The sequence below is a fragment of the Belliella baltica DSM 15883 genome, from assembly GCF_000265405.1.
GTDB lineage: Bacteria > Bacteroidota > Bacteroidia > Cytophagales > Cyclobacteriaceae > Belliella > Belliella baltica.
In genome coordinates this window covers 1,427,463-1,444,754 of record NC_018010.1, presented here as the reverse complement: position 1 = coordinate 1,444,754, position 17,292 = coordinate 1,427,463, and the positions used below count along the sequence as shown (strand labels likewise).

The following is a 17,292-nucleotide window of genomic DNA, read 5'->3' as shown; positions in this document are numbered from 1 at the left end:
CAAAATTAAAGAATGGCAGCTTGAATACCTGCATCTAAGATTGCCTGACACATAGGCTTCAATTTCTCAATACTCCCCTTTTTGACAGCGCACTTTCCTTTGTAATGGATAATAAAAGTGCACTGCTCTGCTTGCTCTGTAGTATGATTACATACTTTGATAAGAATTTTGGTAACGTGCTCGAAAGTGTTGACATCGTCATTGAAAACAACAAGGTCACTCTCCTCAATATCTACCAAATCCTCTAGTAAAACTTCTACTTCGTCTAACTCCGGATGCGCTTGTGTTTGTTGATTCATTTTGCAAATTTAATTATTATAGACAATTTAGCATGCCTTATCATAAATTCTCTATGGATTCAAATTTAGTTCTTGTAGTAATAACCTCATACTTTGCACTGTTGTTTCTGATATCTTGGTTTACCTCAAGAAACATTTCTAAAGATACTTTTTTCACAGGAGATAGACAATCTCCTTGGTTTTTGGTTGCTTTTGGAATGATTGGAGCATCCTTGTCTGGTGTTACATTCATCTCTGTACCTGGCGAGGTTGGTAACAGTAATTTCAATTATTTCCAAGTGGTAATGGGATATACATTAGGGTATTTTGTGATTGCCAAAGTTTTATTACCTCTTTACTATAGATTGAATTTAGTGTCAATTTATGCGTATTTAGAGAATAGATTTGGATTTTGGTCTTACAAAACTGGGGCTTTTTTCTTTATTCTATCTAGAACATTAGGTTCTTCTATCAGGGTGTTTTTAGTGGCAGGAGTCTTACAATTGATACTTTTTGATCAATGGGGAATCCCATTTTGGGTATCTGTTTTGATTACAGTGTCTTTGATTTGGCTCTACACCCATCGTGGAGGAATCAAAACTGTCGTTTGGACTGATACTCTTCAAACATTTTTCATGCTTGCAGCAGTTCTTGTGAGTATTTATCTTATTGGGCGAGATTTAGGAATTCTCACCATTTCCGAATACATAAACACGGTAGCATCAGATTCTAGATCAGAAATTTTTAACTGGAATTGGCAATCGGGACAAAATTTTTTCAAGCAATTTATTTCTGGAGCTTTTATCACTATTGTCATGACTGGCTTAGACCAAGATATGATGCAAAAAAATCTAACCTGTAAAAACATCGGAGACGCACAGAAAAACATGTTCTGGTTTACCATCATCCTAGTTTTCGTGAATTTACTTTTTCTTTCCCTAGGTGTTCTGCTTTACCTCTATGCTGAAACACATGGTATAGCCATTCCTACAAGGTCTGATGATTTATATCCTCTTTTAGCGACTACAGAATTTACTGCTTTTGCTGGAATCGTTTTTGTCTTAGGTATCACGGCAGCAGCTTACTCTAGCGCCGACTCCACGCTAACCGCATTAACAACTTCGTATTGTTATGATTTTTTAGAAATTGAGAAAAAATACCCTAAGAATGAGCAAGTAAAGCTGAGAAAGAAGGTTCACCTCGTATTTACTGCTGTGATGTTTTTTGTAATCTTGATGTTTCGATGGATAAATGATCAAAGCGTAATAAATGCAGTTTTTGTAATTGCGGGTTATACTTACGGTCCGCTACTTGGATTATACGCATTTGGCTTGTTTACCAAATTTCAGGTAAAAGACAAACTTGTTCCCTATTTGGCAATTGTAGCCCCAATTATTACTTTCCTAATCAGTCAAAATTCAGAAAAAATACTTTGGGGCTATAAATTCGGCTTTGAAGCACTTATCTTAAATGGCCTATTGATGTATCTTGGATTATTTTTGATCAGAAAGAAATAATTAAATTTCGTTCTTGGCTAACATCTCGTTGATTTTTTTCAATTTGTTGATATTTCCTTCTAAGGTATGATTGGAACCATCAAGATCTACTAAAATAGATAAAAGTCCATTTGACTTTTTACCATTATCAGAATAGGCCGATACAGAAGGTGTAACAGAAATCAATTCCTGAACATCTACTTCGTATAAATTTGCAAGCTTGATGGCATCTTCCATCTTAAGATTTGACCTTCCTTGCTCGTATCGCGAGTAAGCAGTATAATCTCTTTTTCCTAAGTACTCAGCGATGTATTCCTGAGTGTATCCTCTTAAAACTCTGTGTTTTCTAAGGTTTTCTGCGATGTGACTTTTTAATTCCGCTTCCATATCAAATGTTATTTGAAAGCTTTTTTGCAAAAAGCATACTCAAAAGTCAAAAAACGTTAAAAAATGTCAAAAAAAGATTTATTTTGTCGTATATAACCGTTTAAACTTGTAAAAATACTTATAACAGGTATTTACTAGGATCCCAAAAAACAGTTTCAAAATCCAAAACTTGATCATCTTCTACCACCACACCCTCTTTTTCTAAAAGCTCCTCCATTTCTTTCGGTGAAGAGAAGTGATGTTTTCCTGTGAGCACCCCATTCCGATTTACAACTCTATGTGCTGGGACATCCTTTTCCCCATGTGAAGCATTCATCGCATAGCCAACCATTCTTGCCCCACTTTTTAGCCCAAGATAGTTTGCTATTGCTCCATATGAAGTCACTTTCCCTCTTGGGATCAATTTTACAACTTGAAAAACCTGATCGAAGTAATTCTCACTTTTTGATTTCATCTATGAATTTTAAAATACCTTCTTTGAGCAATTTTTCTAACTTTTGTGCATTATTTGGTTTATCGAAAGCCTTAATTTCAAACTTCTTGCAGTCTTTTAGTAATTCTGCCAAGGAAACAGAAAGCTCCATTTCGGCTACATCTTCACCCTGATCTAACAAATAGGAAGATATTTCATTTTCTACTTCTTGGGTTGAAATCACAGTACCCAAAGGCACTTCAAAATATACTTGAACTTTCTTCCTGAATGGATTTTGATTGACTACTTGAGCAGCAAACACTAAATTGTTTGGAATAATAATCGAGTCTTCATTGTCATTTTTCAATACCAAGTTTAAAAGTGTAATATCTGAAAGTCTCCCAAAATGTTCTCCTATTTTGATTTGGTCTCCTAAGGAAAATTGATTTGTGAACATGATGATTAGACCATTAATCATATTGGTGACATAGTCTTTGCTTAGAATTGCAATAGCTGCTGCTACGATTGTAAGGCTCGTCAGAAATTCGAGTGGCTTGATTGCAAACAAAAACATAAATGCAATCAGAAAAGCAATGACATTCAAAATGTTGGAAATCCAAGTAATCCCAAGTAGAAAATTTCCGTGAATTCTTTGCTCAGCAATTCGCCGAATGTAAAATTTTGCAGCAATTATTCTTCCTAATGAAATAATCAAATTTGCCCCAAAAAGAAATATTAAAGAGGAGTAAAATTGATACATAAAGGAATTAGAAAAAATAAAATCATTGAGAAAAGGTACAATTGGAATCAAAATTACCAAGACTAAAAATACGACTAATTTAATTAGAAAGATTTTTCTCTTCTCATTTTCTACAACTTGGACTGCGGATTTTTTGAAATTCATAATGCTTTCGAGAAATTAACCTTTAATTTTAGATGATAATGCAAACATAATAATAAACTAAATATGGATCGGAATATAATCGTAACCGGTGGAGCCGGAAATCTTGGAAGTGCAGTAATTGAAAAATTTAAGCGTGAAGGGTACAAAATAATTGCAACCATCCTTCCTGGATCTGGAGATGAAATCGAAGAAGCCGATGATGTTTATGAAGTAGATGTTACCGATGATAAATCTGCTGCTGATTTTGCTAAAGAATATATCATGCAATATGGTGAAGTAGAAGCTATCATTCTTTTGGTTGGTGGATATGCAGGCGGAAACATAGAAGAAACATCTACCGATGACATCAATGAAATGGTCAAACTGAATTTTTTCTCTTCCTTCAATATGGTCAAAAACTTTTTACCCATGTTCAAAAAGGCTAATAAAGGAAATTTCTTGTTTGTAGGTGCAAGGCCTGCGTTACAACCTGAAGATGGGAAGAATGTTGTGGCATACGCTTTGAGTAAGGGGATGGTGGTCAGTCTCGCAGATTACGTTGCTGAAGAATCAAAGGGAACAAAAATCAGATCACACATTTTTGTACCAAGCATAATCGATACCCCACCAAACAGGGAATCTATGCCTGATGCTGAATTTACTGATTGGGTTCACCCTTCAGAAATTGCAGAAGCCATGCATTATGCTGTCAACAACCCTGATTTGCGAAACATGACCTTCAAACTTTATGGAGGAGTGTAAACAAAAAAATCATGAAAAAAGTAAGCGCATTATTCATTTTTCTTATCTCTTTTGTGGCCATTGCAGCTCAAGCACAAACAAATAAAGAGACGAGAGACTTAAGAGATTTCTCTAGCATCAAAGTTTCTAATTCTATAGAAGCGGAATTGGTAAAAGGAGACAAAAACTCAATCTCAATTGTTGCTTCGGGAATCGAGTTAGACAAAATAGAAACAAACGTTTCAGAGGATATCTTAGATGTCAAGCTTGGACGTGGGAATTTCAGATCTAGTTCAGTGAAAGTGACTATTACCTACATCGATATCGACGAAATTCAAGCTTCTACAAGTGCAAAAGTTTTTGCTAACAATGAACTTTCTGGGACAAATGTTTATCTCTATAGTAATGCAAATGCTTATATTGAAGTAGCCGTAGAGGCAGAAAACTTATTTATAGAAGCTTCTACCAATTCAAAAATTGCAATTAAAGGAAATGCGAATAATTTAGACTTGAAAGCTTACACCAATGCAGATATTGATGGAAAAAACTTAAGGGTTATAAATGCTGAAATTTTGGCAAACACTGCTGCTAAAGGTGAATTTCAAGTTAAAGAATCCATTGTAGGTTCAGCAGCAACAGCTGCAAAAATCACTTACGTAGGCAATCCAATCTTGATAGATATTAAAACAAACACGGGAGGAGATATTAAAAAGAAATGAAAAAATATTTAATAATCGCTTTCATCATGATCGCTCAGACCATGATAAGTTTTGCTCAAACTGATCAAGTAGAAGTAGAAAAAGTTATTTCATCGCTTTTTGAAGGCATGAAATCCAAGAATCCGATTTTGGTAGAGCAGGCATTTCTGAAAGATGCAATCATGCAAACAACCATAGTCGGAGTAAACGGTGCCACCATAGGGAGTAATTCAGTACAGGATTTTGTCAATAGAATTGCTACCACACCTGATAATACGATTCTAGATGAAAGAATCTTGGAGTATCAAATAAAAGTTGATGGTCACATGGCTTCTGCTTGGACTCCTTATGAATTCTATGTCAATGATGGATTTAGCCACTGTGGTGTAAATTCATTTCAACTGATCAAGACCTCAGGAGGCTGGAAAATAGCTTATATCATAGACACCCGAAGAAAAGAGGGATGTTAAATAAAAAGCCCCAATGAAGATTTTCTGATTTCATTGGGGCTTTTTTTATGAATAAAAATTTTTAATTCCCTTGAGGAATAAAACTCATTAATTCTTTGGCACCATCAAAAAGCGTTAACTTGTCTTTAGCGACTTTAAAATTCTTCACCTGTGAAAGCAAATTCACAATTTGTCCTTCCGCATTTTCTCCTCCACAGGCCTTTTTTGTCATCGCTCCAGGGTCTAAGTTCAAAGAAGTCCCTTCTAATTGAAAACTTCCTGAAAAATTGTTACAACCAGCAAACCCGGATAGTTTTCCTCCATCCATAAAATTCAAAAATGGAAGTCCTGAAGCGAATTTATTAGCATCCAAACCACCCCCTAGCAAAGAGGATAGTACCCAATTATTCCCTGTAAGTAAACTCAGAGGATTCAATTTACTTACAGAATCACAAGAAGAAAAAGTCAAAAAGACTAGAATGAATGATAGGTTTATTAATTTTTTCATAATCAATGAGCTAAAGTTGAACATGAACAAATTTAACAGATAATTTTAAAAATAGAAAGCTGCCTTGACTTTTATGACATAAATTTCAAAATAAAAAGATAAAATTCAACTTTGTTAATAATTAATTGTTAAGTTTCAAACTTTAGATAAATCGAAATTGAGTTGAAAACATCCCTGATTTTAGAATAATTATAAAAATATGGCTCGCTTTTCAGAATAATAAATTGAAATCAAATGATATTTAATCAATAAATCTTTAAATAATTTATAAATTCAATAATAAATAAAGCTTTTAATTAAAAAAACAACAAAAAATTTTTTGGTTTTTGAAAAAATGTAAGTAGAATTGTGAAGTCAAAAATAACTCATGCAATTATCCGCTAAAAATATCTTAACTCCAAAACAAACCGCAGAGCATGCAGTATGTGTCGGGTTTTTTGGCATGGGGACAGCTTCTTTTTCAACTACCATTACGGGGTAATCCCGTGACTTCTACTATACAGCCCTTTAGATTAAGATCCAGGTTTTGGATCAAAAATTCATTATATACATCCCATTCAAACATAACTAATTTTTATGAAAGTCTTAAAGTTCGGAGGTTCATCAATCGCCAATCATGAAAATATCAAAAAAGTTTTTGAGATTATTAAGGAAAGTAAACATTCACAAGATATTGCGGTGGTATTTTCAGCTTTTGGAGGCGTCACGGAAATTTTGCTCCAAAGCGCCTTTGCCGCCAAAAATGGTGATAAATCTTATGTTCAGGAAATCAAGAAACTTGAAGATAGACATATTGAACTTGTCCGACAGCTATTTCCTATCCACCTTCAATCACCAGTTTTGACCTATGTCAAAGTGCGGTTCAATGAACTGGAAGATCTGTTTCATGGAATCTATTTGATCAAAGAATGCTCGCCAAGGACTTTGGATTATGTCGCTAGCTTTGGTGAAAGACTGTCTGCATTCATTTTAGCAGAAGCTTTGAAAGTTTCCGGATTGTCGGCTAAATATCTCGATGCGAGAGATGTGATCAGAACAAATGACCGCTTTGGTAATGCAAAAGTTGACTTTCCTATCACAAATGATCTCATCCAGGATTATTTCCACAACCACCAAGAAATTCAAGTCATAACAGGTTTTGTCGCCTCCACTTCAAAAGGGGAAACAACCACTTTGGGAAGAAGTGGCTCTGACTACACCGCATCAATATTTGCCTCAGCGCTTCACGCTGATAGTTTAGAAATTTGGACAGATGTATCAGGTGTAATGACCTCAGACCCTCGATTGGTATATTCTGCTTTCACCATTCCTCAATTGAGTTATAGCGAAGCGATGGAGCTATCTCACTTTGGCGCTAAAGTGATCTTCCCTTCTACAATGATGCCTGCGATGAAAAAGGGAATTCCCATTTACATCAAGAATACTTTTGAGCCATCAAATCCAGGTACCTTAATCAATGGTGATGCCCCTGCTGGAAAGCTAATTAAAGGAATTTCGTCCATGTCTGACATCGCTGTGCTTAATATTCAGGGAGCAGGAATCTTGGATGTCATTGATGTGAACAGAAGGATTTTCACAGCCTTAGCTAGTGCAAATGTAAATGTCCTTCTGATTTCTCAAGCATCTTCGGAGCAAATCACTTGTCTCGCCATAAAAGCAAACGAGATTTCCCTTGCCAAAGAAGCAATTGAAAAAGAATTTTTCCATGAAATTAGAAATGGAGAAATCGACGTAGTTCATGTTATTTCTGATTTGGCCATTGTAGCGGTTGTGGGTGAAAATATGAAGCAAAATCCTGGAGCAAGTGGAAGGATGTTTCAAGCTTTAGGTAGAAACAATGTAAACGTTTATGCCATAGCACAAGGAAGCTCCGAGTTGAACATTTCCGCTGTCGTATCGAAAACCGACCTTCAGAAAGCGCTCAATGCCTTGCACGAGGCTTTCTTCTTATCCGATAACAAAGTGTTGCACGTTTTCTTAGTCGGCGTAGGTTTGATCGGACAGGCATTGATCAAGATGATTGCGAATCAGCAAGAAAAGTTGCAAAAAGAAAACTTACTTGATATTCAAATCCACGGTATCGCCAATTCGAGATTTATGGCATTTCATGAAGACGGCTTTGAGCTAAAAAACTGTCCGCTTCCTGAAAATGCAGAAGGAGCTTTGCCAATGAATCTAGACCAATTTATCTCTCAAATGGAATCCATGAACTTCTCCAACTCTGTTTTTGTGGATTGCACGGCAAGCCAAGATGTGGCTGACTTTTATGAAAGAGTATTGGATGCTAAAGTGGCCATCGTCACTCCAAACAAAAAAGCGAACTCGGGTTCTTTAGAAAAATACAAAAACCTGAAAAAACTCGCAGGTAAACGAAGCGTCAAATTTCTCTATGAAACCAATGTTGCAGCAGGACTTCCAGTTATCAATACCTTACAGGATTTGATGCTGAGTGGAGACAAAGTGATCAAAATAGAAGCTGTTCTTAGTGGATCCATGAATTATATTTTCAGTGAATTGGAAAAAGGAGCTCCATTTAGTGATGTAGTCAAACTAGCTAAGGAAAAAGGCTACACTGAACCTGATCCAAGAGATGATTTGAGCGGAATGGATGTGGCTAGGAAAATTCTAATTTTGGGTAGAGAAGCGGAGCAAGACTTACATTTCGAAGATATCAGCATTCAAAGCATGGTTCCCGAAGATTGTGTAGATCCAAAAACGGTTGATGAATTTTTCGGAAAACTGAAAGGTCATGACCAAGAGTTTGCAAAACTTCTTTTTGAAGCATCAGACAGAGGAGAAAAGCTTCGCTTTATGGCAACGCTTGAAAATGGAAAAGCAAAAGTTGGACTGAAATCACTTGATAATTCACATCCGTTCAGCACCTTGAAGGGAAGTGACAATATGATCTTGTTTACAACAGAAAGATACCATGATTTTCCTATGATTATCAGAGGACCTGGAGCGGGGGCGGATGTGACTGCGGCAGGTGTTTTTGCGGATGTTATTCGTCTTGGAAATTATACAAGATCATGAAGAAAACTATAAGAGCATTTGCCCCAGCTACTGTAGCCAACGTGTCATGTGGCTTTGACATCTTAGGTTTTGCCATAGATGAATTGGGTGATCAGGTGGAGGTAAGCTTGAGCGAAACTCCCGGACTCAAAGTCGTAAAAATAGAAGGTGATGGAGGAAGATTGCCTTATGAAGCAGAGAAAAACACGTGCACAGTAGCAATTCAAGCGATGTTGGATCACCTTGGATTTACTAAGGGGATGGAGATCTCTTTGTACAAAGGGCTTCCTTTAGGTTCTGGAATGGGCTCCTCTGCCGCAAGTGCAGCTGCTGCATTAGTTGCTGCAAATGCTTTGCTTGGATATCCATTTGACAAAAAACAACTTGTGAATTTCGCTATAGAAGCTGAAAGGATCGCTTGTGGCGCTGCCCATGCTGATAATGTAGCCCCTTCCCTACTTGGTGGATTCGTTTTGATCAGAGATTATGAACCATTAGATGTAATCAAGCTTCCAGTTCCAAAAGGACTTTATTGTACACTATTGCATCCTCATTTAGAGCTAAATACTTCTGATTCAAGATCAGTTTTGAGAACACAGATATCTTTGAAAGATTCTACTATTCAGTCTGGAAATATTGCAGGATTAATTGCGGGTTTATTTCAAGAGGATTATAATTTGATCAGCAGGTCTTTGAAAGATGTCATAGCCGAACCAACAAGAGCACTATTGATCCCAGGGTTCTACGAATTGCGTGAAGCTATTCAAACGATTGGCGCATTAGGGTCGGGGATTTCGGGTTCTGGCCCTACCATATTTACCTTGTCTCCATCGCAAGCCATCGCAAAAGAAGTGGGGTCTGCGGGAAAAGAAGTCTTCAAAAAAATCGGTCTTGACGTTGATGTCTATATATCTGAAGTCAATGACAGAGGCGCTTATGTGATTTAAAGCGTTGTGTTTATACGCTATGATCTCAGAAAGTAAACACCTGAATTATTTATCATCAGTCCTCTGTCGATTGTCAACAGCTGATTAAAGAAACTTTAAACACTGTTATAAGTGAAAAAATAATGAAGAGGTGATTTTATATAATATTTTATACTAAGTTATAATTCTTATGAACTTTTATAGTACCAATAATCCAAAACATTCGGTCAGTCTCAAAGAGGCTGTGATCAGAGGTCTTGCGCCTGATCAAGGTTTATACATGCCTGAAAAAATCCCAGTTTTATCTAAAGACTTTATTCAAGATTTACCAAACTTAAGTTTCCTTGAGATTGGTTACCATGTAATTACCGAACTTTTTGGTGAGGATTTGACAAAAGAGCAAATCAAAGAGCTTGTAGATCATACGTTGACTTTTGATGCACCTTTGGTCAAGGTTGAAGAGGATGTTTATAGCCTTGAACTTTTTCATGGACCAACATTGGCTTTCAAGGATTTTGGTGCTCGTTTTTGCTCCAAATTGATGTCGATCTTGATGAAAGGCGAAGAAAGAAATGTTCGTGTGCTTGTAGCAACTTCAGGAGACACAGGAAGTGCTGTAGCGAATGGGTTTTATAAAGTTCCAAACGTAGAAGTGATCATTCTTTACCCAAAAGGAAAAGTCAGTGAGCTTCAAGAAAAGCAATTCACCACATTAGGAGAGAATATTACCACGCTTGAAGTAGATGGAGTTTTTGACGATTGTCAAAAAATGGTTAAAGAAGCATTTTTGGATAAAGAACTCAATGAAAAAATGCTTCTAACGTCTGCGAATTCCATAAATATTGCGCGATGGATTCCACAATGTTTGTACTATTTCTATGCCTATTCAAGACTACCTCAAACAGATAAAAAAATAGCTGTATCTGTTCCTAGTGGAAATTTTGGAAATCTAGGAGCAGGAATTTTGGCAGAAAGAATGGGCTTACCCATTGATGTATTCATAGCCTCTACCAATGTTAACAAAGTCGTTCCAAATTACTTGGCTGGAAATCCATTTATCACAAAATCTTCAATGCAAACCATCAGCAACAGCATGGACGTGGGAAATCCAAGTAATTTTTTCAGACTCCTCGCCTTGTATGACAATGATGAAAAGCTATTTAGAGAAAAGGTGAAAGGCTTCTACTTTGAAGATCAAGATACCAAATATGGAATGTTGAAAGTCAAAGAAAACAGCAACTATATCATGGATCCCCATGGTGCGGTGGGCTATTTGGGTTTAAGGAACTTTAGAAAGCAGAATCCTGATCAATTTGTGGGTATATTTTTAGAAACTGCCCACCCTGGAAAGTTTAGAAATGTGGTAGAAGAAACCTTAGGGCTGAAGCTTGAACTTCCCGAGAGATTAGAAAAATTTATGAAAGGAGAAAAGAAAACTACTCCATTGAAAAATGATTTTCAAGAGTTTAAAAAGTATTTGCTTATCAGTATATAAGGTCTCACGAAATTTAAACACTAAGGGACAATACGGTTTCACGAAGGTAAATAGGGACGTATCTAGTAGTGAATTTTAAGAAGTAGTTAGCAAAACCCTTGTGCTCTGTGTATGATTTGTGATGCTTTTGATTTTATTCTTTAAACTGGACCCAATAAAAGGTTAATCCAAATTTTCTTGAAGCGAAGTCCAATCATCTGTACTGAACTTTTGAGATTTGTCCGATTTTAAGAGAATTAACTCGTCCGATACATCAAATAATCCGTCAGTAATCAAGAATCTTTTAGTATCAAATAAAATGGGAATGTCTAATTGGGAAAGATGTGGGTTGCTGAGATAGGTCTTAGAACTAGGACTGATAATAAGTAAAGCACCTCTACTTAAATTTGCTTCATAAATTTGGCTGAACAAATTGTCCAAACATCCTTTACATGCTGATGGATTTATCACCAAAACCCAATCTACCGATTCAGGAATATCGAATTGCGTATGGATGAAATCGTAATCATTGCTTCCTTGCTTACAACCTAACAAAAAAAATAGGATCATACCCAACAATGCCATTGCATTAGTCTTCATAATTTAATCCTTCAAATCTGATAATATCATAAATCAAATAATTCTCATTAAAATTCTGATTGTATTGATGGTTAGAAGAAATATATAAGCCCTTCTTTCCAAAAAATATTTCATTTGGATTTGCGGCAAAACCTTTGAATAAAATTTCACCTTGATAGTCAAAATTAGAATCCAAAAGAAAAATTTTAAATTCAGGCCTGTTCGTATATAACTGCAATAAACTTAATGAATACAACTCTGGATTTATAGGTAGCTCATAGATTACGTAGTAAACATCTCTAAAATTATCATACAGTGCCCCTTTTATAACTCCATTTTCTAACTCCTTTATTACTCCTTCATCTCCGTAAGGTCTATCTTTGAATTTGGCAAATTCTATTCTATTGGGTGTTTTCAGCTCTTTAGTATCTATAATTTTATTTTGAGATTTAGAAAAAACATTTAATCTCAAATCTCTACTAAAAAAAGTAATTATAGAATCTCCTTTCGATACATAACTAAATTCAGGAGAAAAAATTCCTTGATCCCAAAAACCTTCTGGTAAAGAATAATTTAACCACTTTATATCGGATTTCTCTAGGTTATACTTAAATAAATGTTTGAATTTAGAAACATCTTTCAAAGCCGTTTCCCAATGTTTGGTGATAAATGGATAGGCACCATAAAAACTTTTTTGCTCTATAATCAATGGCCTATAATTCTTAGATGAAATGGTTTGCACATATTGATCTGTCCCTTCTATTTTTATATCCTTTGATTTCTTACCATTTATATCAAAAATTGATATAGTCGCAGGAACTGATGTGATAAATATGGAGTCGTTACTGTGAAAATGAAAGCCATTGGATACACCAACCTTGTCAATCCCATCTGATGAAAGATAAATTTGATGAATTTTACTTTTTGTTTCAAGATTATAAAAGTTTATTCCAAAAGGAAACCTACCCATTGTGGCCAACACTCTTCCTGAGTCTGTTTCTAACAGTTGTACCCGATAGTTCAGGGGACTTGAAATGCTATCTAAAAGAATTTCTATACGCTCTTCGACGGTGTATTTTAAATCGATTACGCTTATTTCAGATCGAATACTACAAGATGTAATTAAGAATACAGTAAAAATAAAAATTACTTTTTTTGACATTATTTTTTTCTAAATATTTTTTTTCGACGAAATCGTAAGGGTATTGATAAATAATGGATTCAGAAACGTAAAAATATATCATCATAAAACATATTTATTTTATAAATAAATATATAAATAATGGTAGATAATTTATACCCACCATTATTTATTTTAATGATTGATTTCACAACTTGATTTCTCTTTCTTTAATTTATTATCACAGTTTCATCTTCGCATGGACAAGTTGTTACAGTCGAAGGTTCTTCACAAGGTCCTGTCTCAGAATAGTTGCAAACTGGATAAGAACTTTGCGCATCTGCTGTTTGGCTACCCATAAAGGTAAATCCAACAATTAAAATCCCAAATAAGGATGTTGCTACTGTAAATAATTTCAATTTTTTCATCTTTTCAAAAATTTTAGGTTAAAATAATATTTATAAAAGCAATATATATATATATATATACTTAAAGCAAATTTTTCTAGACAAAAATTTAAAATAGCCCTCTGAAATGAAGGTTTTTAGGTAAAAAAGTTAAATCTAAAACACAAAAACCCTTTAAGATAAATCTCAAAGGGTTTCTTAATTTTATATTTATTTCCGTCTATGGTGTAGACAGAACTTTTAGAAGATATTAGAGAAATATAGATTTTCTTTCTCCAGCGTCCTCTGCACCTTTGCTACCTTAGCGAGATGCCTCCCACTGCTAAATATGCAATGCCCTATTATCCGTAGCAGCCAAACAAGCTTCTTTGAAAGCTTCCGTGTAAGTTGGATGTGCATGTGACATTCTAGCGATGTCTTCAGCAGATGCACGGAATTCCATGGCAACAACCGCTTCAGCAATCATATCAGCTGTTCTTGGACCGATCATGTGAACTCCTAAGATCTCATCTGTCTCGGCATCAGCAAGTACCTTCACCAAACCATCTGTATCCATTGATGCCCTTGCTCTACCTGATGCCATGAATGGGAACTTGCCAGCTTTGTATTTGATCCCTTTCTCCTTCAATTGCTCTTCAGTATATCCTACTGCCGCTACTTCCGGCCAAGTGTAAACTACTCCAGGAATCAGCAGATAATTGATATGCGGCTTTTGACCTGCAATCACTTCTGCTACGAAAGTTCCTTCTTCCTCAGCCTTGTGCGCAAGCATTGCGCCTTTGACTACATCACCGATAGCGTAGATGTTTGGCACATTTGTTCTCAAATGATTATCTACTTCTACTTGTCCACGATCGGTGATTTTTACTCCAGCAGCTTCAGCATTCAATCCCTCAGTGTAAGGTTTTCTGCCAATAGATACCAGCACATAATCACCTTTCAATTCTACGGTTTCTCCTTTAGAATTCTCAGCTTTTACTGTTACCTCTTTACCTTTGCTTTCTACTGCTACCACTTTATGTTTCAAGAAAAACTCAAAGCCCAATTTTTTCAAAGACTTTTGCAATTCCTTGCCCATCGTTCTGTCCATAGTTGGAATTAAAGAATCCATGTACTCAACAACAGAAACTTTCGCTCCCATTCTACCATAAACAGAACCCAATTCCATTCCGATCACACCACCACCGATTACGATCAGGTGCTTAGGAATTTCTTTCATTTTCAAGGCTTCCGTAGAAGTAATCACTCGGTCTTTATCTAGTTTGATAAAAGGAAGTGACGCAGGCTTTGAACCTGTGGCGATGATGATGTTTTTGCCTTGGATATTTTCTGAAGAACCGTCATCCTTGGTCACCTTCACAGTTGTTTTATCGACAAAAGAACCCAAACCTTGATGAACATCAATTTTATTTTTCTTCATCAAGTAATCAATTCCATCCACATTCTGCTTGACAACATCATCTTTTCTAGCGATCATCTGCTTCAAATCAACTTTCAAGCTGCTCAAGTTGATCCCATGCGTTTTGAAAGTGTGAGCAGCATTGTGGTAATGTTCAGATGAATCCAAAAGTGCCTTTGAAGGAATACAGCCAACATTCAAGCATGTTCCGCCAAGTGTTGGATATTTTTCAATGATGGCAGTTTTCATTCCCAATTGAGCTGCTCTGATAGCTGCCACATACCCTCCAGGTCCGGAGCCAATTACGATTACGTCGTACATATTTTTTTATTTGTACCAAGTACCATGTACAATGTACAAAGCACCTAGTTGGTTATTGAAGATTCAAACTCATCTTCAGCTTGGTTATCATATTCTGAAGATGTTCTAATTCATTTTCTAAATACTCAAAATCTTGCTGTTTAATGTACTCCAACCTATTTGAAATAATTACCTGAGTGTCCAACTCAAAGGAAGACCCCAAGGCAATTCCCAGAAAATTGTTAAAATCTTTTTCTAAATTTCTACCTGCTCCTTTAGCAATATTGGATGGAATAGAAACAGCCGATCTATTCATTTGACTAATTAAGCCATACCTCTCCTCTTTAGGAAGTTTTTCAGTAATTCTGTAAACTTCTACAGCCAAATCTATGGCCTTTTGCCATACTCGTAGTTCTTTGTATCTATGCATATTAGATAGGTTTAAGTGTAAAGAAATTAAACTATAATTTAAAACTTTACAGATAAACCTATCTGATTTTAGCTGTAATTAAACGATTATAAGGGTTTAAAATGCTTTCCAGCAGCTGTGATGCCAATCATTGTACATCGTACTTGGTACTTTGTACTAAGGACATTAGACTCCAAACAACAGCCTCGTCGGGTCTTCAAGAAGCTGCTTCACTCGTACCAGGAAGCTTACGGATTCTCTGCCGTCAATGATTCTGTGGTCATAAGAAAGTGCCAAGTACATCATTGGAAGGATTTTTACTTCTCCGTTAACTGCCATTGGTCTTTCTACAATATTGTGCATTCCAAGAATCGCTGACTGAGGGGCGTTGATGATCGGAGTTGACATCATGGAACCGAAGATTCCACCATTAGTCAAAGTGAATGTACCACCTGTCATTTCCTCAATAGACAATTTATTGTCTCTCGCTTTGGTAGCCAATCTCACTACTTCTTTTTCGATTTCTTCAAAGCTCATGGCCTCAGCATTTCTGATGACAGGAACTACAAGTCCTTTTGGCGCAGAAACAGCAATAGAAATATCACAGAAATCATTATAAACGATTTCGTTTCCATCAATTTGAGCATTCACAGCAGGCCATTCTTGCAATGCCACGCATACTGCTTTGGTGAAGAAAGACATGAAACCAAGGTTCACACCATGCTTCTCCTTGAATTGATCTTTGAATTTCTTTCTCATTTCCATGATTGGACCCATGTTCACTTCATTGAACGTGGTCAACATGGCTGTTTCGTTTTTCACAGAAACCAATCTTCTGGAAACAGTTTTTCGAAGAGAAGTCATTTTCTCTCTTCTACTATCTCTTGATCCAGCTACCTTTGGAGCAGCTTCAGATTTTTCTTCTTTTTTGGATTCAGCTGGTTTTGATGCTGCTGGTTTAGGAGCAGATTTTTCAGCTTTTTCAGCATCTTCTTTCGTGATTCTACCATCCTTGCCAGTTCCTTTCACGTCATTGGCACTGATTCCTTTTTCTGCAAGAATCTTCGTAGCTGCGGGAGAAGCATGACCTGTGGCATAAGTTTCTTTATCAGATGTAGATGTACCTGAAGATTTATCAGAGACCTCTTCCTTAGAATCGTCTGATGCTGGTGCTCCACCTTCCATCACTTCAATCTTACAGATCAATCCTCCGATTTCTAACGTATCGCCTTCCTGTGCAACATGTCTCAAAATTCCATTTGCCTCCGCAGGAAGTTCAAAAGTTGCTTTGTCAGAATCTACTTCAGCGATGATTTCGTCCAATTCCACATAATCTCCATCAGCTTTTAGCCAGTTGGCCAAAGTAACTTCAGTGATCGACTCACCTACTGTTGGAACGATCATATCTTTCACCTCGCCAGTTTTTCCTCCTGCAGATGAAGAAGAAGATTCAGCAGGTTTTTCTGATTTTTCAATTTTTCCTCCAGCTTGACCATCAGTATTGATTTCACAGATCACAGCACCGATTTCTAAGATATCTCCTTCAGCTGCCATGGTTTTCAAAATACCTGCAGCCTCTGCTGCCAATTCAAAAGTTGCTTTATCGGATTCCAATTCACAGATCACTTCATCCATTTCTACGAAGTCGCCGTCTTTTTTGAACCACTGTCCAATGGTCACTTCACTGATAGATTCCCCTACGGTAGGGACTTTGATTTCTAGGCTCATTGTTTTTTCTTTTTTACCCCCAAATTCATTTGCAGAATCTAAGGTTAATTTAACATGAATAAATTTAAATTAAACCTAAGCCAGCT

General features: G+C 36.3%; 18 protein-coding genes. 7 read left to right on the top strand and 11 right to left on the bottom strand.

Going from position 1 to position 17,292, the window contains the following annotated elements:
* Positions 1-5: 5 nt before the first annotated feature.
* Positions 6-299 carry an ATP-dependent Clp protease adaptor ClpS gene (locus tag BELBA_RS06685; protein ID WP_014771981.1) on the bottom strand — a complete coding sequence of 98 codons (294 nt, stop codon included), beginning with the start codon at positions 297-299 and terminating at the stop codon, positions 6-8.
* A 53-nt stretch (positions 300-352) separates the two neighbouring features.
* Between BELBA_RS06685 and BELBA_RS06680 the strand changes: the two genes are divergently transcribed.
* Positions 353-1,795 carry a sodium:solute symporter gene (locus BELBA_RS06680; RefSeq protein WP_014771980.1) on the top strand — a complete coding sequence of 481 codons (1,443 nt, stop codon included), beginning with the start codon at positions 353-355 and terminating at the stop codon, positions 1,793-1,795.
* Here the strand turns inward: BELBA_RS06680 and BELBA_RS06675 are convergent, their stop codons facing one another.
* The 3 genes from BELBA_RS06675 to BELBA_RS06665 all read right to left on the bottom strand — a co-directional run bounded on the left by BELBA_RS06675 (position 1,796) and on the right by BELBA_RS06665 (position 3,477).
* Positions 1,796-2,161 carry a helix-turn-helix domain-containing protein gene (locus BELBA_RS06675; RefSeq protein WP_014771979.1) on the bottom strand — a complete coding sequence of 122 codons (366 nt, stop codon included), beginning with the start codon at positions 2,159-2,161 and terminating at the stop codon, positions 1,796-1,798. It abuts the gene before it with no gap.
* 118 nt (positions 2,162-2,279) lie between these two features.
* Complete coding sequence (locus BELBA_RS06670) at positions 2,280-2,615, bottom strand: MGMT family protein (RefSeq protein WP_014771978.1); 336 nt, start codon at positions 2,613-2,615, stop codon at positions 2,280-2,282.
* Positions 2,599-3,477, bottom strand: a complete 879-nt coding sequence (locus BELBA_RS06665) for a mechanosensitive ion channel family protein (protein WP_014771977.1) — start codon at positions 3,475-3,477, stop codon at positions 2,599-2,601. The genes BELBA_RS06670 and BELBA_RS06665 overlap by 17 nt, the downstream gene beginning before the upstream one ends.
* A gap of 63 nt (positions 3,478-3,540) precedes the next feature.
* On the opposite strand from BELBA_RS06665, the gene BELBA_RS06660 reads away from it, so the two are divergent.
* Genes BELBA_RS06660 through BELBA_RS06650 form a run of 3 tightly spaced genes read left to right on the top strand, consistent with a single transcriptional unit; the run spans position 3,541 to position 5,365 of the window.
* Positions 3,541-4,218, top strand: coding sequence for an SDR family NAD(P)-dependent oxidoreductase (locus BELBA_RS06660; RefSeq protein ID WP_014771976.1), 678 nt, complete (start codon positions 3,541-3,543; stop codon positions 4,216-4,218).
* Positions 4,219-4,229: 11 nt separating this feature from the next.
* The gene (locus BELBA_RS06655) at positions 4,230-4,916 is read left to right on the top strand and encodes a head GIN domain-containing protein (RefSeq protein ID WP_014771975.1); all 687 of its coding nucleotides are present in this window, start codon (positions 4,230-4,232) and stop codon (positions 4,914-4,916) included.
* Positions 4,913-5,365 carry a nuclear transport factor 2 family protein gene (locus BELBA_RS06650; protein WP_157466067.1) on the top strand — a complete coding sequence of 151 codons (453 nt, stop codon included), beginning with the start codon at positions 4,913-4,915 and terminating at the stop codon, positions 5,363-5,365. The genes BELBA_RS06655 and BELBA_RS06650 overlap by 4 nt, the downstream gene beginning before the upstream one ends.
* Positions 5,366-5,426: 61 nt before the next feature.
* Here BELBA_RS06650 and BELBA_RS06645 read toward each other — a convergent pair whose 3' ends face one another.
* Entirely contained in the window at positions 5,427-5,852 is a 426-nt protein-coding gene (locus BELBA_RS06645) for an META domain-containing protein (protein WP_041779557.1), read from the bottom strand.
* Between the two features lie 576 nt (positions 5,853-6,428).
* Here BELBA_RS06645 and thrA point away from each other — a divergent pair.
* The 3 genes from thrA to thrC all read left to right on the top strand — a co-directional run bounded on the left by thrA (position 6,429) and on the right by thrC (position 11,285).
* A complete protein-coding gene (gene thrA, locus BELBA_RS06640; protein ID WP_014771970.1) occupies positions 6,429-8,885 on the top strand; it encodes a bifunctional aspartate kinase/homoserine dehydrogenase I in 2,457 nt (818 codons plus the stop codon).
* Positions 8,882-9,811 (top strand): homoserine kinase, encoded by a 930-nt coding sequence (locus BELBA_RS06635; protein WP_014771969.1) that lies wholly within the window; start codon positions 8,882-8,884, stop codon positions 9,809-9,811. The genes thrA and BELBA_RS06635 overlap by 4 nt, the downstream gene beginning before the upstream one ends.
* 169 nt (positions 9,812-9,980) lie before the next feature.
* Positions 9,981-11,285, top strand: coding sequence for a threonine synthase (gene thrC / locus BELBA_RS06630; RefSeq protein ID WP_014771968.1), 1,305 nt, complete (start codon positions 9,981-9,983; stop codon positions 11,283-11,285).
* 162 nt (positions 11,286-11,447) lie between these two features.
* Here the strand turns inward: thrC and BELBA_RS06625 are convergent, their stop codons facing one another.
* From BELBA_RS06625 to odhB, 6 genes are all read right to left on the bottom strand, one after another.
* Positions 11,448-11,864, bottom strand: coding sequence for a hypothetical protein (locus BELBA_RS06625; RefSeq protein WP_014771967.1), 417 nt, complete (start codon positions 11,862-11,864; stop codon positions 11,448-11,450).
* Positions 11,854-13,005: a DUF4221 family protein gene (locus tag BELBA_RS06620; protein WP_014771966.1), complete on the bottom strand. Its 1,152-nt coding sequence runs from the start codon at positions 13,003-13,005 to the stop codon at positions 11,854-11,856. Before BELBA_RS06620 ends, BELBA_RS06625 begins: the two co-directional genes overlap by 11 nt.
* A 188-nt stretch (positions 13,006-13,193) precedes the next feature.
* The gene (locus BELBA_RS06615; protein ID WP_014771964.1) at positions 13,194-13,391 is read right to left on the bottom strand and encodes a hypothetical protein; all 198 of its coding nucleotides are present in this window, start codon (positions 13,389-13,391) and stop codon (positions 13,194-13,196) included.
* 301 nt (positions 13,392-13,692) lie between these two features.
* Positions 13,693-15,090: a dihydrolipoyl dehydrogenase gene (gene lpdA / locus BELBA_RS06610; protein WP_014771963.1), complete on the bottom strand. Its 1,398-nt coding sequence runs from the start codon at positions 15,088-15,090 to the stop codon at positions 13,693-13,695.
* A gap of 52 nt (positions 15,091-15,142) precedes the next feature.
* Positions 15,143-15,499, bottom strand: coding sequence for a four helix bundle protein (locus tag BELBA_RS06605; RefSeq protein WP_014771962.1), 357 nt, complete (start codon positions 15,497-15,499; stop codon positions 15,143-15,145).
* 165 nt (positions 15,500-15,664) lie between these two features.
* Positions 15,665-17,206, bottom strand: coding sequence for a 2-oxoglutarate dehydrogenase complex dihydrolipoyllysine-residue succinyltransferase (odhB, locus tag BELBA_RS06600; RefSeq protein WP_014771961.1), 1,542 nt, complete (start codon positions 17,204-17,206; stop codon positions 15,665-15,667).
* Positions 17,207-17,292: the final 86 nt, after the last annotated feature.

What these genes read in the sequence shown, in the direction of transcription:
- BELBA_RS06665 (WP_014771977.1), bottom strand. Translation starts at nt 3,477, where the DNA reads ATGAATTTCAAAAAATCCGCAGTCCAAGTTGTAGAAAATGAGAAGAGA.
- thrA (WP_014771970.1), top strand. Translation starts at nt 6,429, where the DNA reads ATGAAAGTCTTAAAGTTCGGAGGTTCATCAATCGCCAATCATGAAAAT.
- BELBA_RS06675 (WP_014771979.1), bottom strand. Translation starts at nt 2,161, where the DNA reads ATGGAAGCGGAATTAAAAAGTCACATCGCAGAAAACCTTAGAAAACAC.
- lpdA (WP_014771963.1), bottom strand. Translation starts at nt 15,090, where the DNA reads ATGTACGACGTAATCGTAATTGGCTCCGGACCTGGAGGGTATGTGGCA.
- BELBA_RS06650 (WP_157466067.1), top strand. Translation starts at nt 4,913, where the DNA reads ATGAAAAAATATTTAATAATCGCTTTCATCATGATCGCTCAGACCATG.
- BELBA_RS06670 (WP_014771978.1), bottom strand. Translation starts at nt 2,615, where the DNA reads ATGAAATCAAAAAGTGAGAATTACTTCGATCAGGTTTTTCAAGTTGTA.
- odhB (WP_014771961.1), bottom strand. Translation starts at nt 17,206, where the DNA reads ATGAGCCTAGAAATCAAAGTCCCTACCGTAGGGGAATCTATCAGTGAA.
- BELBA_RS06645 (WP_041779557.1), bottom strand. Translation starts at nt 5,852, where the DNA reads ATGAAAAAATTAATAAACCTATCATTCATTCTAGTCTTTTTGACTTTT.
- BELBA_RS06635 (WP_014771969.1), top strand. Translation starts at nt 8,882, where the DNA reads ATGAAGAAAACTATAAGAGCATTTGCCCCAGCTACTGTAGCCAACGTG.
- BELBA_RS06655 (WP_014771975.1), top strand. Translation starts at nt 4,230, where the DNA reads ATGAAAAAAGTAAGCGCATTATTCATTTTTCTTATCTCTTTTGTGGCC.
- BELBA_RS06680 (WP_014771980.1), top strand. Translation starts at nt 353, where the DNA reads ATGGATTCAAATTTAGTTCTTGTAGTAATAACCTCATACTTTGCACTG.
- BELBA_RS06605 (WP_014771962.1), bottom strand. Translation starts at nt 15,499, where the DNA reads ATGCATAGATACAAAGAACTACGAGTATGGCAAAAGGCCATAGATTTG.
- BELBA_RS06660 (WP_014771976.1), top strand. Translation starts at nt 3,541, where the DNA reads ATGGATCGGAATATAATCGTAACCGGTGGAGCCGGAAATCTTGGAAGT.
- BELBA_RS06685 (WP_014771981.1), bottom strand. Translation starts at nt 299, where the DNA reads ATGAATCAACAAACACAAGCGCATCCGGAGTTAGACGAAGTAGAAGTT.
- BELBA_RS06625 (WP_014771967.1), bottom strand. Translation starts at nt 11,864, where the DNA reads ATGAAGACTAATGCAATGGCATTGTTGGGTATGATCCTATTTTTTTTG.
- BELBA_RS06615 (WP_014771964.1), bottom strand. Translation starts at nt 13,391, where the DNA reads ATGAAAAAATTGAAATTATTTACAGTAGCAACATCCTTATTTGGGATT.
- BELBA_RS06620 (WP_014771966.1), bottom strand. Translation starts at nt 13,005, where the DNA reads ATGTCAAAAAAAGTAATTTTTATTTTTACTGTATTCTTAATTACATCT.
- thrC (WP_014771968.1), top strand. Translation starts at nt 9,981, where the DNA reads ATGAACTTTTATAGTACCAATAATCCAAAACATTCGGTCAGTCTCAAA.